We start from the raw sequence: 14,641 nt of genomic DNA, 5'->3' as shown, positions 1-14,641 counted from the left end.
GGTGACTAGAATATGAAGCTTAGACAGAAGATATTAATGATATCCATTATCCCATTGCTGCTATCTACTTGTATTATCGGCTATAACATAATTCAACTATCCGCATTAAAATCATCTACGGAAGAAATTGTAGAAGCCTTAGTTAAAGTAGAGGAATTAAATAGTTCGGCAAAAAGCTTACAAAAATCATTGAGTGTGTATTCTCTCAACGTCTCAGAAAGTAACAAAAATGATATTGAACAAGACTTAGCATCAACTAAGTCAATAAATGATCAGCTATCCTCTTCTTTATCAACAACGGAACAGAAAAAGCTGAATACTAGTATATCTAAAAAGTACGAAGAGGTATTAAGTTATTCCAATCAAGCAATCACAGAGCAAAACCTTGCCGAGATAAAGCGACAATCAACTCGTACTAGGGGATTAATCAATGATGTTATTCAATTAAAACGAAGTATCACTGCTGAATATTCAATTATGCAAAGCAATTTGCAAAACAAAATTGATGGCATTATTTCCATTTCCATTATTTTAGTAGTTCTTTTATTAGTTGGTAGTATTGCATTAGTGATTTTCTTTACGAATAGGATTGTTCGACCAATCCGCGAGATTACTAAAAATGCAGAGGAAATTGCAAATGGGAACTTGGCAGTCGAAATTGTACAAGTTAAAACCCGTGATGAAGTAGCTACACTACAAAAATCCTTTGAACAAATGACACTGAATTTGAGAGAAGTCATTACACATGTCTCTGATAGCTCCAATCAAGTAGCTGCTTCTGCTGAGGAATTAATGGCAAGTGCAGACGAAACGATGAAGGGTACTGAATTGATCTCTACTTCGATTCAACAGGTTTCAGAAGGAGCAGAACACCAAACAAATATGGCAAAAGAATCAGCTCGTTCTGCTGAAGAGAGCTCGACTGCAGTTACTCTAATTGCAGAAAAAGCAAAAGACACAATGGAAATAACGATTGTAACAAATGAGAAAACCATGCAAGGATCTGCATTTGTTCAAGATACAGTAGCTCAGATGAGATTAATAAATGACGCTGTTATAGAAACCGATCAGGCACTTGTTACTCTCAATGAGCGCTCAAAAGAGATCGTTCACATCCTTAAACTAATCACGGACATTGCAGACCAAACGAACCTGCTTGCCCTAAATGCAGCCATTGAAGCAGCACGTGCTGGTGAAGCAGGTAAGGGCTTTGCAGTAGTTGCAGATGAGGTTAGAAAACTCTCGGAACAAACTAGAAAATCTGTCTCCGACATTTCCGATATTGCGAAAGAAATTGAAAAGGATACGAAGAAAACAGTAACATCTATTAATGGTGTAAAGGAAAAAGTTGACTCCGGGCTTACGATTGCTCATCACACGGAAGTAACTTTCGAAGAAATCTTAATATCTGTAGAACAGGTAAAAGAACAAGTTGGAGATATATCTTCAATAGCAAATAACATTCATATCATTGTGAAGGACGTTGCAAATCACGCTAATAATATGTCTACAGTAGCAAGCAACACATTTGATAGTTCATCTTCTGTTGCTGCTGCTTCTGAAGAACAGCTAGCATCAATGGAAGAAGTAACGGCGGCTGCTATATCTTTAGCCAACCTTGCGGAGGATTTACAAGTAAGAGTGTCTAAGTTTAATATTTGATATAACTAACAAAAACCTAGCAAAAAAATAACCGGTCCTTAAAGGCCAAAACCTATTTCTATCGTTTTCGAAGGGCTTTGGACAGACGTTTTGCTATAGGATTACCGAGTGAATTTTTAGTGAGTATTGGTTGTGACGATTGCCACAACCAATACTCACTTTTTTCGGTCATCTTATGGCGATCGCATGTCAGTCACCCTTCTACAACTATTTGAAACAGGTTAGTTCGTTTTTGTTTAACTAGATAAAAGATACGATTTTACTCCTAGAGGGGAAGCCGTACCCGCGAAAAGCGTCTACCTGAAACAAAAATCTTAGGATTGTTTGTTCTCTTAAGTTTCATGAACCTAATATTCATAGGACATTTTTATGCTTTCTTATCTTCAAAAAAGTCCCGGTATATAAATTTGTATACCTAGGGACCTTTTTTGTTGTGAGCTTATTAGCACGTTAGTACTGGTATTTTACAGTGACGGTTGCACTTACAGAAATTTCCCCTTGCTCAATCGGTGTTCCCGCTTGTGAACTAGCCATCGATAACGTTTTATAACGTACTGGTTCATTTTGTTGCTGCTCTTCTACAATGGAAATCGGTTGTGGATATAATGCGAGCTTCATCGTCTGAGCAATTGTTTGTGCTTTCGTTTGTGCGTTTTGAAGAGCCAGCTGAAGTGCCTGTTGATAGACCAGCTCTGGATTATCTAGCCCAAATTGAATAGACGATACACTATTGGCACCACTCGCCACCGCAGCATCGATTACTATACCAGCTTTTTCAATATCTGCTATTTTAACCGTAAGAGCATTCGTCACCTGATACCCTCTAAATAGCTGTTCGCCTTCTATAAAGTCATATCGTGGGAAAACATTAAAAGCTGCCGTTTGTATATGTTCTCTTGGAATGTTTAAATCCAACAAGGATTGAATAACACGGTACATAATTTCTGCATTTTCTGCCTGAGTTTGTTGTACCTCTTCCCCTTCTGTCCTTACTTCTACTTGGAGTTGAACAAAGTTTGGCAAGGCCTCTACCACCCCATTACCAGTTACGGTGATGACTCGCACCATAGGAACTGAAAGTGATGGAACACCTGAATACAACATAGAATTACCACCTTTTCTTATATGTTTATTTTATCCACAATTTAATTCATCACAAATAACAATATCATTCATAAAATAAGGCATAATGACTTTCCGTGTAAAAGGAGTATGGAGAATTGAAAGAATCAAAGGTCCATTTGGTTTCTGCTGCCTTGGCAAAGAATAATAACCAAGATCATTTCTATACCAATCAGCATTTAGAATTTCTAGAAGAACAAACATCTATAAATCACCGTTTTATGAACTCTGTTTCTCAGTTGGACCAAACGTGTGAAACCATTTTACGTGACTTACATGATCAAAGCACGATTCTTAACAAGTTAAATAATAATCATAGATATGATTATGGAAATATAAAAAAGATATTATTCAATCTTGCACAGACGACGAGAGGCTACGGATCACATTTACAAAAACAAGAATTTACACTGCAAGCAATCAACGAACATCTTGATAACCAGTCTAAACTTAACGAGCTAGAGAGTAAACGAGCAACAAATCACGATAAAGTGTTATACCAGATACAAGGAAGTTTAAATAGACAAAGAAATTTTCTTAATAACTTCGCTATCAAACAAATCAGTTCTTTCGATAACATTAAACACCAACTTGATCATCAAGCGGAAGTAAAAGTACAACTACAAAAGCGATTAGATATACAAAACGATTTTATCCAAAATGTGTTGGAAGAACAAAAGCGATTTTTTACTATAGTATCGAACTATTCGGAAGAACAGAACCGTTTCCATGAAATAAAACAGGATCAGTTAATTCAAGAAAATAAAGAAACGTTTAATAGTCTGCAGTCCAAACTTGATCACCAAGAAGAAGCATTTCATCTGTTACACGAACAGTTTTATCGACAAAACGAAGCGATTAGTAATTTATCGGAAAATCAAAACAGTCAATTTGATTTAATCTTTAACCAATTAAAAGAACAAAACCACCTCAAAAAACAATCTGGCGAGAAACAGCCGCTAGCCCAGGAAATAGATGAATTAATATTAGAGGAAATCAAACTTCAAATTATCCAACAGGATGATTTATACAATTATTTACAGGATAGTTTAAATAGGCAACAGGGCTTTCTAATGCAGCTTTCTGATAGTCAAAATAGACAGCTTGAAAAAATAACAAATAATTTAGAAAGCCACTATGCAGTGAATAAACAATCAATGGATAGACAAGACTCACTAATTCGATTAAACGAACAAATGCTAGACAATTTAAATAAACAATGCACTCACCAAGAAAGTTCACTAAAGGAAATAAAAGAATTAATAGAAAAAACGCTATACTCAAAAGGAAATATAGGAAGATTTCTATCCAAACTTCCCCCCAACTATCCTATTACAGAAGTAACAGTAAGCGGATTAGCAATTGCTGTAGAAAAAATAATTCTAATCAATCAAAAAACGGGAATTGCGTTCTTTTCAAATGAAATGCAAACTATATCAGTGGATATCGAAAAAATAGAAGCTATTAAATGGGAATAAAAAAACAACAGCGGTTGAAATCGCTTGTCAATGCTTTTCCTTTTTCCCTCGTTTTTAAAAATGGTTGGTCGTGACTTCCGTCATGTCCGACCTATTTTTCTGTAAAATAGACTTCTTCTCCCACCAAGTTTCTCTTTCTATTAAATAAAACTATTTTGGCAAGATATTAACCTAGCGATAGATTATAACAATTAATATATTATAGTATTCCCTCTTTTAAGATGGAGGTGAAAATAATTGAACAATAGAAGAGATGGTATTTGTGGTTTATTAGATAATCTACCGCCAAATTATCGCGTTGATGAGATTGTTGTAGATGGTTTTAATGCGGCTGTATTTCGTTTTGTAAGCTTTGACGAGCGCACTCACCTTGCCTACTTTAGAGAAACAGGGGGCGAATTGGTAGTTGCAGATTGCCGTGAAATTTCCTTAATTGAATTCCCAGCTTAAATTCAATGTTTCGCTGTAGTTCATAGTTATATGTTGTAACTTCATTAGTAAATTAATGGGACAGACCTTATGCCTCAATATGTTTACTAATGGAGTTTACATACTAGCAAGTGTGAGATTTATTAAAATTATTGATAAAATATTTTTTCAAAGTAAAAGAGATTCAGCGAGTTCTAACTTCGCTGAATCTCTTTATTTTTCAGGTCGATTAATCTAATATTTTCACTTTCACTACTTTGCGTCCCCAATCGAGTGCTGCTTGTTTTGATGGGATGAAAATATCTATTTTATTTCCTTTTATGGCACCGCCAGTATCACCTGCTATTGCTTCTCCATAACCCTCTACCCATACTCTTGATCCTAACGGTATTACATTTGGGTCAACAGAAATAACTTTTTGGTTCGGATTCGCTTTTAGATTAATACCAGTTGCTGTGATTCCCGAGCACCCTGCACATGATGCAGTATATGCTGAAGAATTCATCATATACTCTTTTGTAGCAGTAGCCGGTTTAGTCTCTGCAGCTGGAGTTTTAGAAGTAACTGAAGTAGTCGTAGCTCCTTTTACTTCTGGCTGTACAACCTTCGATCCTGCCAATACTAATTTATCTCCAGGTATGATTAAATCACTTGTTAGCTGATTGTTCGTCATTAATTGTTCTACAGTCATTTTATTTTTTTCTGCAATATTAGATAATGTGTCTCCTGAAACAACGACATACGTATCTATAGTTTCCCCTACTCTTAATTGTTGAGATGGATATATAACTGTTGAATTAAGATTATTCCATTGTTGTAAATCCTGCACGCTTACATTCTCTGCTCGAGAAATAGACCAAAGTGTATCACCTTTTTCTACCGTATGAACGCTTGATGCAGACGCTTGACCTGCCGCTCCTACTGATAGTGTTACGATTGCGGTTAGTGCAATAATGTGTTTTTTCATAAAATGAATTTCCTCCTTTTCACTAACGAGATTCATCATACCACCTACATATGACAGAAACATTGCAATATCATTAGAGGAAAATATCATTTAAATGACAGGATTCGACACAATGCAACAATTGTAATATTACTTCTTTAGTATGTTATTATGCCATTTCGATAAAGTATTGATTCACAAAACGTTTCAGTCCTTAAGAAACGGGAAAACGAATGCTAAGGAGGCGTTAAAAATGCCATGGAATAAAAATGATTATCCAGATTCTATGAAAAACTTAGATGCAGATGTACGAGAAAAAGCCATCGAAATTGCCAATGCCTTATTAAGAGATAATTATGAGGAAGGTCGGGCCATTTCTATTGCTACTTCTCAGGCACGAAAAGCAATACACGGGGATGAAGAAGATCGTGTCACCTACGAAGTTATTTCCCGAGAAACTGACTGGGTACTCAGGAGGAGAGACGGAAAACGAGCTATTTTTGTGGAAGAAACGAAAGAAGAATTACTCCAAAAAGCAAAACCGTACGTGAACGAACAGAATGGAATACTCACCATTTACGAGGAAAACGGCTCAGTAGAAGATACTTTATATGAATAAACAAAGAATGGAAAATACTCGAGAAGATTAGATTCTAGGAGAAAAATCTATTCTCGTATTTAAGAAGGTAAATTTACAGACTCTCGAAATTTCCATTTCGGGAGTTTTTTTACGGTAGTTTCAAGGAAACTGCTCGCCTACTTAGTATAAATACTCACTTTAAAACCCCAAATAATCACGTATAACCAACTAGCTTCTATCTCATTAAACTAACTCACTCCGTTTGTTAAATATATCAACATTTTTTATTCACTCATCAAAATCCTTATTTATAGCTACGGCAGTTACTTTTTTACCTTCAAAATAACTATTGAAATAAATAAAAAATTGAGATAATATATCCATATCAGTTTAGTAGGAATTAAGAGGAGGGTATTTACTTGGTACAAATGATTATTACTGGTTTGTTGTGCGGTGCTTTGCTTGGGTTTGTGATGCAACGCGGAAGATTTTGTTTGACTGGTGGCTTTCGTGATATGTATTTAACGAAAGACAATCGTATGTTCTATGCATTACTTATTGCCATTGGAGTTCAAAGTGTAGGTGTTTATACACTGGTCGCACTTGAAGTCATTCAAATTCCCACAGGTACTTTACCATTATTTGCAATTATTTTAGGATCATTTATATTTGGTATCGGTATTGTATTAGCTGGTGGTTGCGCTACCGGGACTTGGTACCGGGCTGGAGAAGGTTTAATAGGAAGTTGGATCGCATTAGCTGGATATATGTTAATGAGCGCAATTATGAAAACAGGCCCACTAAGTCCGTTAAATCAAACCATTCAACAATCTCAATTACCATCGAATTCTATGGCAGATACACTAGGTATAAACGTATGGTTTTTAATTGCGCTATTACTAGCTGTTGTAGGTTGGATTATTTATAAAGAAGTTACAAAACCAAAAGTGGTTATTCCAACACTTAAGCAAAAAAAACACGGGTTGGCACATATTTTATTTGAAAAGCGCTGGCATCCATTTGTAACGGCACTATTAGTTGGACTAATCGCAATTCTTGCTTGGCCATTAAGCTCTGCAACTGGTCGAATTGCAGGTTTAGGTATTACTACTCCATCTGCAAATATCTTGCAATTTTTAACTACAGGAGATATGGCGTTCATTAACTGGGGAGTATTTTTAGTTCTTGGTATTCTGGTAGGATCATTTGTTGCCGCTAAAGCAAGCAGTGAGTTCCGTTTTAGAATGCCTGATGTTAAAACTGGATTAACCAGTTTTACTGGAGGTAACTTAATGGGATTTGGAGCAAGCTTGGCAGGTGGTTGCTCCATTGGGAACGGTTTGGTTATGACGGCTTTAATGACTTGGCAGGGATGGATCGCATTGATCTTCATGATTCTCGGTACATGGACAGCTGTTTACTTCGTCTTCATTCGTGGACGGAAGGAAAAAAATAGTAAAGCAACCGTACAAACAAGTGTTACAACAGCATAAAGAAGGAGTGTTATACATGAAAAAAGTATTAGGAGTCATGGGAATGGTTTGTCCTTTTCCTTTAGTAGAAGCAAAAGAAGCTATCGCGGAGCTAAGCTCAGGAGATGAACTAGTGATTGAATTTGATTGTACGCAAGCTACGGATACAATTCCTCGTTGGGCTGCAGAAGAAGGGCATAATGTTACTAACTATGAACAGGTTGGTGATGCCGCTTGGACGATTACTGTTCAAAAGAAATAACAAAAGCATAAGCGTTTATACAAGTCATGGAAAGTATTTCAGGCTTCCTTTGTGGAGAGCCCTAAGGCGTAACTCGATGCTAGATTCAGGACAATACAAATTAAAAGTATACTTTGTGCCTTCCTACATTCAAACATGTAAGAAGGCTCTCTTTATGGATTAAATCAAGCAAGGCTTGTGGAAAATAAAATATAAGACGGTTTAGGTTTCAGCTGCTTGGAATATAGCACAGTCGTGAAATATTTTATTCGACAATAAAATAAAACCAAACCCATCTCAAGCATAGGCTTAAGATGGGTTTAATAAAGAGTTCTATTTCAAATAAAACAGACCGCCATTTATAATTTCAATCTTTATTCTTGCTTCGTATTGTTGCTGTAATGCTGTTTTCTCCATTTCGTAGCACTCTGGCCTCTCTTCTACTCCCTCATAGAAGAATTCTAACACCCGTATATCTCGCTGCCATCTTTTTTTTGCTTGGTCAGCCCATGAATGATCATCCTGCTGAATGACCTTTTCAACTATTCCATCTAACCGCTCTAAACCACGAATCGGTTTTATAACGTAAGGTAATAAAAAAGCATTTAGTGGCATTGTAGAAGCTATATTCATCTCGTTTAAGGAAGCATGGAAATCCGTTATTATATTGCCATTCATTAGATTAATACCTAGTGAATGAAGCATTTCTTTCGTTTGGTTGCTGTAATAGGAAACTTTATAATTCACCCCTAGCCATGGTGTTAATATTGGACGGTTAATCGTTTCCTCCACCTGTTCAAACATTTGGATAAAAGCACCCATTTCATGCGTTGCTTGAAAGAGTTGGTTCAATCGTGGTGAACCGAAATGTACTAATTCTCCTTTAATGTTCTCATTTAGCTTTGTTTGGTCCGTTATTAATGTTAGCTGTGACGGACTAGGCACTCCACCAACGCTTTCGACGTATTGCCAATAATAAGGTCTATTCATAATTCGTTTATCCATATCAATCGTCAGCTGAACGGTAAGATAGTGATCAGTATCATTCATGAACTGACAATTATTTTCGGAGAAAAAAGTTCGTAAGTAATGTTGAACTTGTTGCGGATACATTTAAATCCTCCTTTACATGTCCCGATTTAAATTGTTTGTTTGAAAGCGGACAATATATCATCTAAATCACCTACAACCTTTTCAAAAACATCAATTTTTTTGTAGAGTAGATTCAATATATCTATCTCTATTGTGTTATCAATTGCCAAATTGTAAATATGAACATCATGTTCTTGACCTAGTCGGTGCACACGTCCTATACGTTGTTCCAACTTCATTGGGTTCCACGGCAAATCATAATTGATAACATGATGACAAAATTGAAGGTTAATCCCTTCCCCACCCGATTCAGTAGCTATCAACAATTGAGCATGCTCTTTGAATAAATGCTTCATATAATCTCGTTTGTTTTTATTGAATTTCCCATTAAAAAGCACACTCGTAATACCTTTTGTGTGTAAATACCACTGCAGGTATGCTTGACTTGCTTTATATTCCGTAAAAATAATTACTTTATCCTTTGCTTGTGAGATTATTTCGTACACTTTCTCTGCTTTTGAGTTTTTCTCTAACGCCATTAATCTTTGCATAACATTCTCTACAGAAGCATTTTCCTCGGGATTAGTACAATTTTGTCGCATTTTATTTAACGTAAGGAATGTAGCCTCTTTGCTACTACACATTTCCTTCTGAAGTGTAATCATCGAAAACGCCCCTGAAAATATAGGCGAAATATTTTTTAGATCCACTATCATGTCATACACTTCTTTTTCTTCCTCTGTAAACTGTATGGGAATAATATTTACTTGGCGATTTGTCCACTCAATCCCTGTGTCCTGTCTACGATTTCGAACCATCACCTGGTTTACTAACTCCTTCAAGTAGTCATCATGCTCTAAATCATGTTTACTAGCAGAGAACGCTGATTGAAAAGCCTCGAAGTTTCCAAGATGGCCTGGTTTTAGTAACGAAATTAGATTAAATAATTCAAACACATCGTTTTGAACAGGAGTCGCAGTTAATAATAAGCAAAACTTCTTCTTTAAACTTTGCACAAACTCGTAGATTTTAGTTTTGTGGTTTTTTAACTTATGCGCCTCATCAATAATGATCATGTCATAATCCTGTGCAAAGATGAGCTCTCTGTGAGGACTTTTTTTAGCGGTGTCCATACTTAGAACGACAACGTCACAATGTTCTAACGGAGTATTTTTCTTATAAGGTACAGCAGGTATATAAAATTTATAATGCAGCTCTTCTACCCATTGATTGATAAGCGAGGCGGGAGCCAATATTAAAGCCTTCTTTACCAATCCACGAACAAGATATTCTTTCAATATCAAACCAGCTTCAATTGTTTTACCAAGTCCCACCTCATCAGCTAATATTGCTTTTCCATTCATCCTTTCAATAACTGTTTCCGCAACCTTTAATTGATGTTCAAGCGGTTTTAAATTAGTCAAATACTTAGGAGATTGAAGACCTGTAAACTCCGTGATTAAATTATTTTTTGCAATATCATAACTCATATTATAAAGAGTCCAATTATCCCATGGCTCAACATTTTCCAGCCGTTTAATCAAACCCTCTGCCCATTCCGAAGACCTTTCAATAATCATTTTTATCACCTCATATTACTTTTTCTTAGGATGTCCCAAAAATAGAAGTGTATGTTAAAGTTTGTGAAATAAAGAGATAGTGTATTTACATTACTTTAGCCTAGCGAGATTTTCGGAAATTTAAACACAAAGAAACTAACAAAATCCACCTTTTTAGAATCTAATTTAATTTTTTCAAAAAAAAACATTGCCTTTCTGATCAATAGTGTTATATAATATAAAAGTCGCAAATGATGATTTGGAATATATCCAAACTATTATTTAACTCTGGAGGAATACCCAAGTTCGGCTGAAGGGATCGGTCTTGAAAACCGACAGGCGGGTCATACCGCGCGGGGGTTCGAATCCCTCTTCCTCCTCCATTTTTTATTTTATTATTGTTAGTTGTAAATTTTTAATTGTCGCGGGGTGGAGCAAATCGTCAAACGAAGATGACGATTAACACCGATGCAGGCGTCAGCCGAAGCAGGTGTCTTACTTTTCATGAGCGTAGTGTCATGGTGTTTGTGAGTATAATATTATCGCGGGGTGGAGCAGTGGTAGCTCGTCGGGCTCATAACCCGAAGGTCGCAGGTTCAAATCCTGTCCCCGCAACCAAATGGTCCCGTGGTGTAGCGGTTAACATGCCTGCCTGTCACGCAGGAGATCGCCGGTTCGATCCCGGTCGGGACCGCCATTTTTTTTGATTTCAATCTAATTTGAGATTGGTGATAAGCAAGAAGGTCGAGGAAGCGATTGAGTGATGGAAGGAGCGTACTAAAGTACGTGACAGACTGAACAAATGAAGCTGACAAAGAGATTCACAGCTTAGCACAATCGAAGTTGGCTCAGTAGCTCAGTCGGTAGAGCAAAGGACTGAAAATCCTTGTGTCGGCGGTTCGATTCCGTCCTGAGCCACCATATTATGCGGGTGTAGTTTAGTGGTAAAACCTCAGCCTTCCAAGCTGATGATGAGAGTTCGATTCTCTTCACCCGCTTCATAATGTAAGAAGACCTATTGATGCACAATCAATAGGTCTTCTTCTTTTTATTATTTCTTACGGTCTTCTGCCTCTTCTAAAATCTCTTTTCGGATAGCTTCTTGATCATTGCCAGAAGTGTGCCCCATTGTTTCTTCGGCAGCCTCCATGTTCTCGTTCAACTTTTTCACGTTATCTGATCAGTCTTCTGGTTTTGGTTTATCCTTACTAGTCATTCCAATTCCACTTTGTTTTTAGTCATACACATTTTATCCCGCATTAACGAGCAATAAGACTCCCACTTTAAGGCTTGGTCCAAGAAAATCAAGCATAAGCGGGAGATAACTGCCCGTAAAAGACCGAATGGTTCAACTAACAATCAATGGGTGATGAATAAAACCCTCACTGATTGAAGTTTCACTTTAACGTCCCCTTTCTCTTTTAAAATATTCGAAGGTCCTAAATTTCTTTTATTCACCGGAATAATAATTCCCAATTTGGACAAGATAGTAGGAGAAAATGATGAGGGGCGGTAATGACTATTACTACGGAATGGTTTGACAGAGTAACAGAGGAGCTGCAGGATCATTTGAACTCGATTTGTGAAGAATATGATCAAGTCGGGCATATGAATATTAATCGGGCCTCTAAACATCCAAGGATAGAATTTTTTATTAGTACCGATGAAGAGGAACGAGACTATTTTTGTACCATTCTATTTGATCCTTATAACGAAGAATTCTATGTAGAAAACTTCGATGAAGAACTTCTTCAACCTACGAGAATAATATTGGATGATATTACTGATATTATAGAAGCTGTTCATGAAAGCTTTCACGAATTTCTTATGGACGATACCGATATTGAATTGGTTTATATGGAAGATGACGAAGACGATGAAATTACAGTCGAGGAAATTGATGTGGAATGGGAAACCCCTGAAGTCACTGCATTTTTAATAGAAGATGAAATTGAAGTAACTTATCAGTTTGGTGTAGACAGTTCAAATGGCGATGGTGTTCTCCGTAGGGTGAATCGTATTTGGACAGATGACGAGGAGCTCGAAGATGAGAGTACCTTTACTTTTAAAAAAGATGAAGCCAGTACTATTATTGCTATGATTGCTAGTCATATGGATAGAATGGTCGGATATGATGAAATTATAGATCTTTAATTTTAATAACATCTCCAAATGGTCAACTTGCCATTTGGGGATGTTTTATTATGTTCAAAAACCATCAACAAAAGGAGATAATCTGATAAAATGAGAGTAATAAGAAATGAAATGGAGAACATACCTTGAAAACCTTTAAAAAAATGTATATTGAAATTACTAGCGTTTGTAATCTTGCTTGTAGCTTCTGTCCACCGACAAGTAGAGCAAAAGGAATCCTCAAACTGGATGCTTTTAATAAAACATTAGATGAGATTCGACCACATACAAAATATATTTACCTCCATGTAAAAGGTGAGCCACTTTTACATCCACGGGTTGACCAATTATTAGATGCCAGTCATGCCAAGGATTTTAAAGTTAATATTACGACTAATGGTACCCTTATCAATAAAAATAGACATAAGCTGTTGGGCAAACCAGCACTTCGTCAAATCAATTTTTCTTTACATAGTTTCGATGGTCATGAAGGATCTGAAAATCGCGAGAAATATTTGGAAGATATACTGGACTTTGTACGAGAAGCCAAGGAACATAATATTATTATCTCCTACCGACTATGGAACTTACAGAAGGATCAGGTTTCAGAGGCAGCACAACGTAGAAATCGAGAAACACTAGAAATACTTGAAAAAGAATATAATCTAGATTTTAAGATTGAAGAAAAGGTACAGCCAGGTAAAGGGATTAAAATTGCACATAACATCTATTTAAGCCAGGATCATGAGTTTCAATGGCCGAGTTTATTTGCACCAGAAGATGATGGAAAAGGCTTTTGTCATGCACTTCGAAACCAAGCAGCTATCCTTGTTGATGGGACTGTCGTACCTTGTTGTCTCGATGGAGAAGGCGTAATTAACTTAGGGAATATTAATAACAATTCTTTCTCCGACATTATTGAAAGTGAACGAGCAAATAATTTGTATGACGGATTCACAAGAAGAGAAGCAGTCGAAGAAATGTGCAGAAAATGTGGATATAGACAGAGATTTGGAGTTTAATGTCTTATTAATGGATACGAAGGAATTCAAATGTTAATATTAGATTTTTAAAGAGGAGAGATATATATGGAATTTATAACACTTAGCAATGGATTGAAAATCCCTCAAATTGGTTTTGGTGTATGGCAAGTTGACAACGAAACAGAAGCTCCAGCAGCCGTAGAGGAAGCGTTACGCGTTGGGTATCGTCATATCGATACTGCCGCTACTTATGGAAATGAAGAAGGAGTTGCAAAAGGAATTGCTGCTTCTGGTGTTGCACGTGAGGACATTTTCCTGACGTCAAAAATTTGGAATGATGATGTTCGTGCAGGTCGTACAAAAGAGGCATTTCAAGAGTCGCTTAACCGTTTAAAAACGGATTATTTGGATTTATGCTTAATCCATTGGCCAGTAGATGGAATTGTAGAAGCATGGCGTGCGCTTATTGAGCTATATAATGAAGGAAAAATAAAAGCAATCGGTGTGTCTAATTTTAAAGAACATCATCTGGAGCAACTAGAGTCGGCTGGATTGATGACTCCTATGGTCAATCAAATTGAGCTACATCCACAATTGCCACAGCATGATTTTGTGAACTATTTAAACAATAAAGGTATTCATATTGAAGCATGGAGCCCATTAATGCACGGGAAGTTTTTAGATTTTGACTTATTCCTTCAGCTTGCCGAAAAATATGGGAAATCTCCAGCTCAGGTCGTGCTTCGCTGGCATCTACAGTTAGGACGAGTTGCTCTACCAAAATCAATTACTCCTAGTCGTATTAAAGAGAATTTTGATGTCTTTGACTTCGAATTATCATCTGAAGATATGAAAGCAATTGCTGAGATTGCTACAAATGTTCGCATCGGTCCTGACCCAGACGAAATTCAATTTTAACCAATACGACTAAAGCTGAGAAAAAG

The 14,641-nt window shown here is 36.6% G+C and carries 13 protein-coding genes and 5 tRNA genes; 14 read left to right on the top strand and 4 right to left on the bottom strand.

The features are described 5' to 3' along the window. The first annotated feature begins 12 nt into the window (after positions 1-12). Complete coding sequence (locus tag ACN6MX_RS00645) at positions 13-1,662, top strand: methyl-accepting chemotaxis protein (RefSeq protein ID WP_419960763.1); 1,650 nt, start codon at positions 13-15, stop codon at positions 1,660-1,662. Positions 1,663-2,112: 450 nt separating this feature from the next. Here ACN6MX_RS00645 and ACN6MX_RS00640 read toward each other — a convergent pair whose 3' ends face one another. Next, positions 2,113-2,766, bottom strand: a complete 654-nt coding sequence (locus ACN6MX_RS00640) for an SIMPL domain-containing protein (RefSeq protein ID WP_419960762.1) — start codon at positions 2,764-2,766, stop codon at positions 2,113-2,115. 116 nt (positions 2,767-2,882) lie between these two features. Between ACN6MX_RS00640 and ACN6MX_RS00635 the strand changes: the two genes are divergently transcribed. Together ACN6MX_RS00635 and ACN6MX_RS00630 are read left to right on the top strand one after the other, a co-directional pair. Continuing rightward, positions 2,883-4,262 (top strand): hypothetical protein, encoded by a 1,380-nt coding sequence (locus ACN6MX_RS00635; RefSeq protein ID WP_419960761.1) that lies wholly within the window; start codon positions 2,883-2,885, stop codon positions 4,260-4,262. Between the two features lie 237 nt (positions 4,263-4,499). Next, entirely contained in the window at positions 4,500-4,712 is a 213-nt protein-coding gene (locus ACN6MX_RS00630) for a hypothetical protein (RefSeq protein WP_419960760.1), read from the top strand. 208 nt (positions 4,713-4,920) lie between these two features. On the opposite strand, the gene ACN6MX_RS00625 is transcribed toward ACN6MX_RS00630, so the two are convergent. Then, the gene (locus ACN6MX_RS00625; protein ID WP_419960759.1) at positions 4,921-5,658 is read right to left on the bottom strand and encodes a LysM peptidoglycan-binding domain-containing protein; all 738 of its coding nucleotides are present in this window, start codon (positions 5,656-5,658) and stop codon (positions 4,921-4,923) included. A 232-nt stretch (positions 5,659-5,890) separates the two neighbouring features. On the opposite strand from ACN6MX_RS00625, the gene ACN6MX_RS00620 reads away from it, so the two are divergent. From ACN6MX_RS00620 to ACN6MX_RS00610, 3 genes are all read left to right on the top strand, one after another. Further along, positions 5,891-6,256, top strand: a complete 366-nt coding sequence (locus ACN6MX_RS00620) for a DUF2188 domain-containing protein (protein ID WP_419960758.1) — start codon at positions 5,891-5,893, stop codon at positions 6,254-6,256. 389 nt (positions 6,257-6,645) lie between these two features. After that, the gene (locus ACN6MX_RS00615; RefSeq protein ID WP_419962519.1) at positions 6,646-7,710 is read left to right on the top strand and encodes a YeeE/YedE thiosulfate transporter family protein; all 1,065 of its coding nucleotides are present in this window, start codon (positions 6,646-6,648) and stop codon (positions 7,708-7,710) included. A gap of 16 nt (positions 7,711-7,726) precedes the next feature. Further along, positions 7,727-7,951, top strand: coding sequence for a sulfurtransferase TusA family protein (locus tag ACN6MX_RS00610; RefSeq protein ID WP_093536219.1), 225 nt, complete (start codon positions 7,727-7,729; stop codon positions 7,949-7,951). A gap of 312 nt (positions 7,952-8,263) precedes the next feature. Here ACN6MX_RS00610 and ACN6MX_RS00605 read toward each other — a convergent pair whose 3' ends face one another. Continuing rightward, a complete protein-coding gene (locus ACN6MX_RS00605) occupies positions 8,264-9,043 on the bottom strand; it encodes a YqhG family protein (RefSeq protein WP_419960757.1) in 780 nt (259 codons plus the stop codon). Positions 9,044-9,069: 26 nt separating this feature from the next. Beyond that, on the bottom strand, positions 9,070-10,602 hold the full coding sequence (locus tag ACN6MX_RS00600; protein ID WP_419960756.1) for a DEAD/DEAH box helicase: 1,533 nt from the start codon (positions 10,600-10,602) through the stop codon (positions 9,070-9,072). A gap of 269 nt (positions 10,603-10,871) precedes the next feature. Here ACN6MX_RS00600 and ACN6MX_RS00595 point away from each other — a divergent pair. The 8 genes from ACN6MX_RS00595 (at position 10,872) to ACN6MX_RS00560 (ending at position 14,615) form a co-directional block, all read left to right on the top strand. Then, positions 10,872-10,964: transfer RNA gene (locus ACN6MX_RS00595), tRNA-Ser, on the top strand. Positions 10,965-11,124: 160 nt separating this feature from the next. Beyond that, a tRNA-Met gene (locus tag ACN6MX_RS00590) sits at positions 11,125-11,199 on the top strand. A 3-nt stretch (positions 11,200-11,202) separates the two neighbouring features. Beyond that, positions 11,203-11,278: transfer RNA gene (locus tag ACN6MX_RS00585), tRNA-Asp, on the top strand. Positions 11,279-11,426: 148 nt separating this feature from the next. Continuing rightward, positions 11,427-11,502 (top strand) — tRNA-Phe (locus ACN6MX_RS00580). A gap of 6 nt (positions 11,503-11,508) precedes the next feature. Further along, positions 11,509-11,579 (top strand) — tRNA-Gly (locus ACN6MX_RS00575). A gap of 523 nt (positions 11,580-12,102) precedes the next feature. Then, positions 12,103-12,735 carry a hypothetical protein gene (locus ACN6MX_RS00570; RefSeq protein ID WP_419962518.1) on the top strand — a complete coding sequence of 211 codons (633 nt, stop codon included), beginning with the start codon at positions 12,103-12,105 and terminating at the stop codon, positions 12,733-12,735. Positions 12,736-12,860: 125 nt separating this feature from the next. Continuing rightward, complete coding sequence (locus tag ACN6MX_RS00565; RefSeq protein ID WP_419960755.1) at positions 12,861-13,736, top strand: radical SAM/SPASM domain-containing protein; 876 nt, start codon at positions 12,861-12,863, stop codon at positions 13,734-13,736. A gap of 66 nt (positions 13,737-13,802) precedes the next feature. Further along, positions 13,803-14,615, top strand: a complete 813-nt coding sequence (locus ACN6MX_RS00560) for an aldo/keto reductase (protein WP_419960754.1) — start codon at positions 13,803-13,805, stop codon at positions 14,613-14,615. Positions 14,616-14,641: the final 26 nt, after the last annotated feature.

This window comes from Psychrobacillus sp. BM2, from assembly GCF_048572895.1.
Taxonomy (GTDB): domain Bacteria; phylum Bacillota; class Bacilli; order Bacillales_A; family Planococcaceae; genus Psychrobacillus.
The sequence above is the reverse complement of the archived record's forward strand: the minus strand, read 5'-3'. Positions and strand labels throughout refer to the sequence as shown.

Coding starts and splice junctions, on each gene's coding strand:
- ACN6MX_RS00615 (WP_419962519.1), top strand. CDS start 6,646: ATGATTATTACTGGTTTGTTGTGCGGTGCTTTGCTTGGGTTTGTGATG.
- ACN6MX_RS00600 (WP_419960756.1), bottom strand. CDS start 10,602: ATGATTATTGAAAGGTCTTCGGAATGGGCAGAGGGTTTGATTAAACGG.
- ACN6MX_RS00610 (WP_093536219.1), top strand. CDS start 7,727: ATGAAAAAAGTATTAGGAGTCATGGGAATGGTTTGTCCTTTTCCTTTA.
- ACN6MX_RS00640 (WP_419960762.1), bottom strand. CDS start 2,766: ATGTTGTATTCAGGTGTTCCATCACTTTCAGTTCCTATGGTGCGAGTC.
- ACN6MX_RS00560 (WP_419960754.1), top strand. CDS start 13,803: ATGGAATTTATAACACTTAGCAATGGATTGAAAATCCCTCAAATTGGT.
- ACN6MX_RS00645 (WP_419960763.1), top strand. CDS start 13: ATGAAGCTTAGACAGAAGATATTAATGATATCCATTATCCCATTGCTG.
- ACN6MX_RS00605 (WP_419960757.1), bottom strand. CDS start 9,043: ATGTATCCGCAACAAGTTCAACATTACTTACGAACTTTTTTCTCCGAA.
- ACN6MX_RS00620 (WP_419960758.1), top strand. CDS start 5,891: ATGCCATGGAATAAAAATGATTATCCAGATTCTATGAAAAACTTAGAT.
- ACN6MX_RS00625 (WP_419960759.1), bottom strand. CDS start 5,658: ATGAAAAAACACATTATTGCACTAACCGCAATCGTAACACTATCAGTA.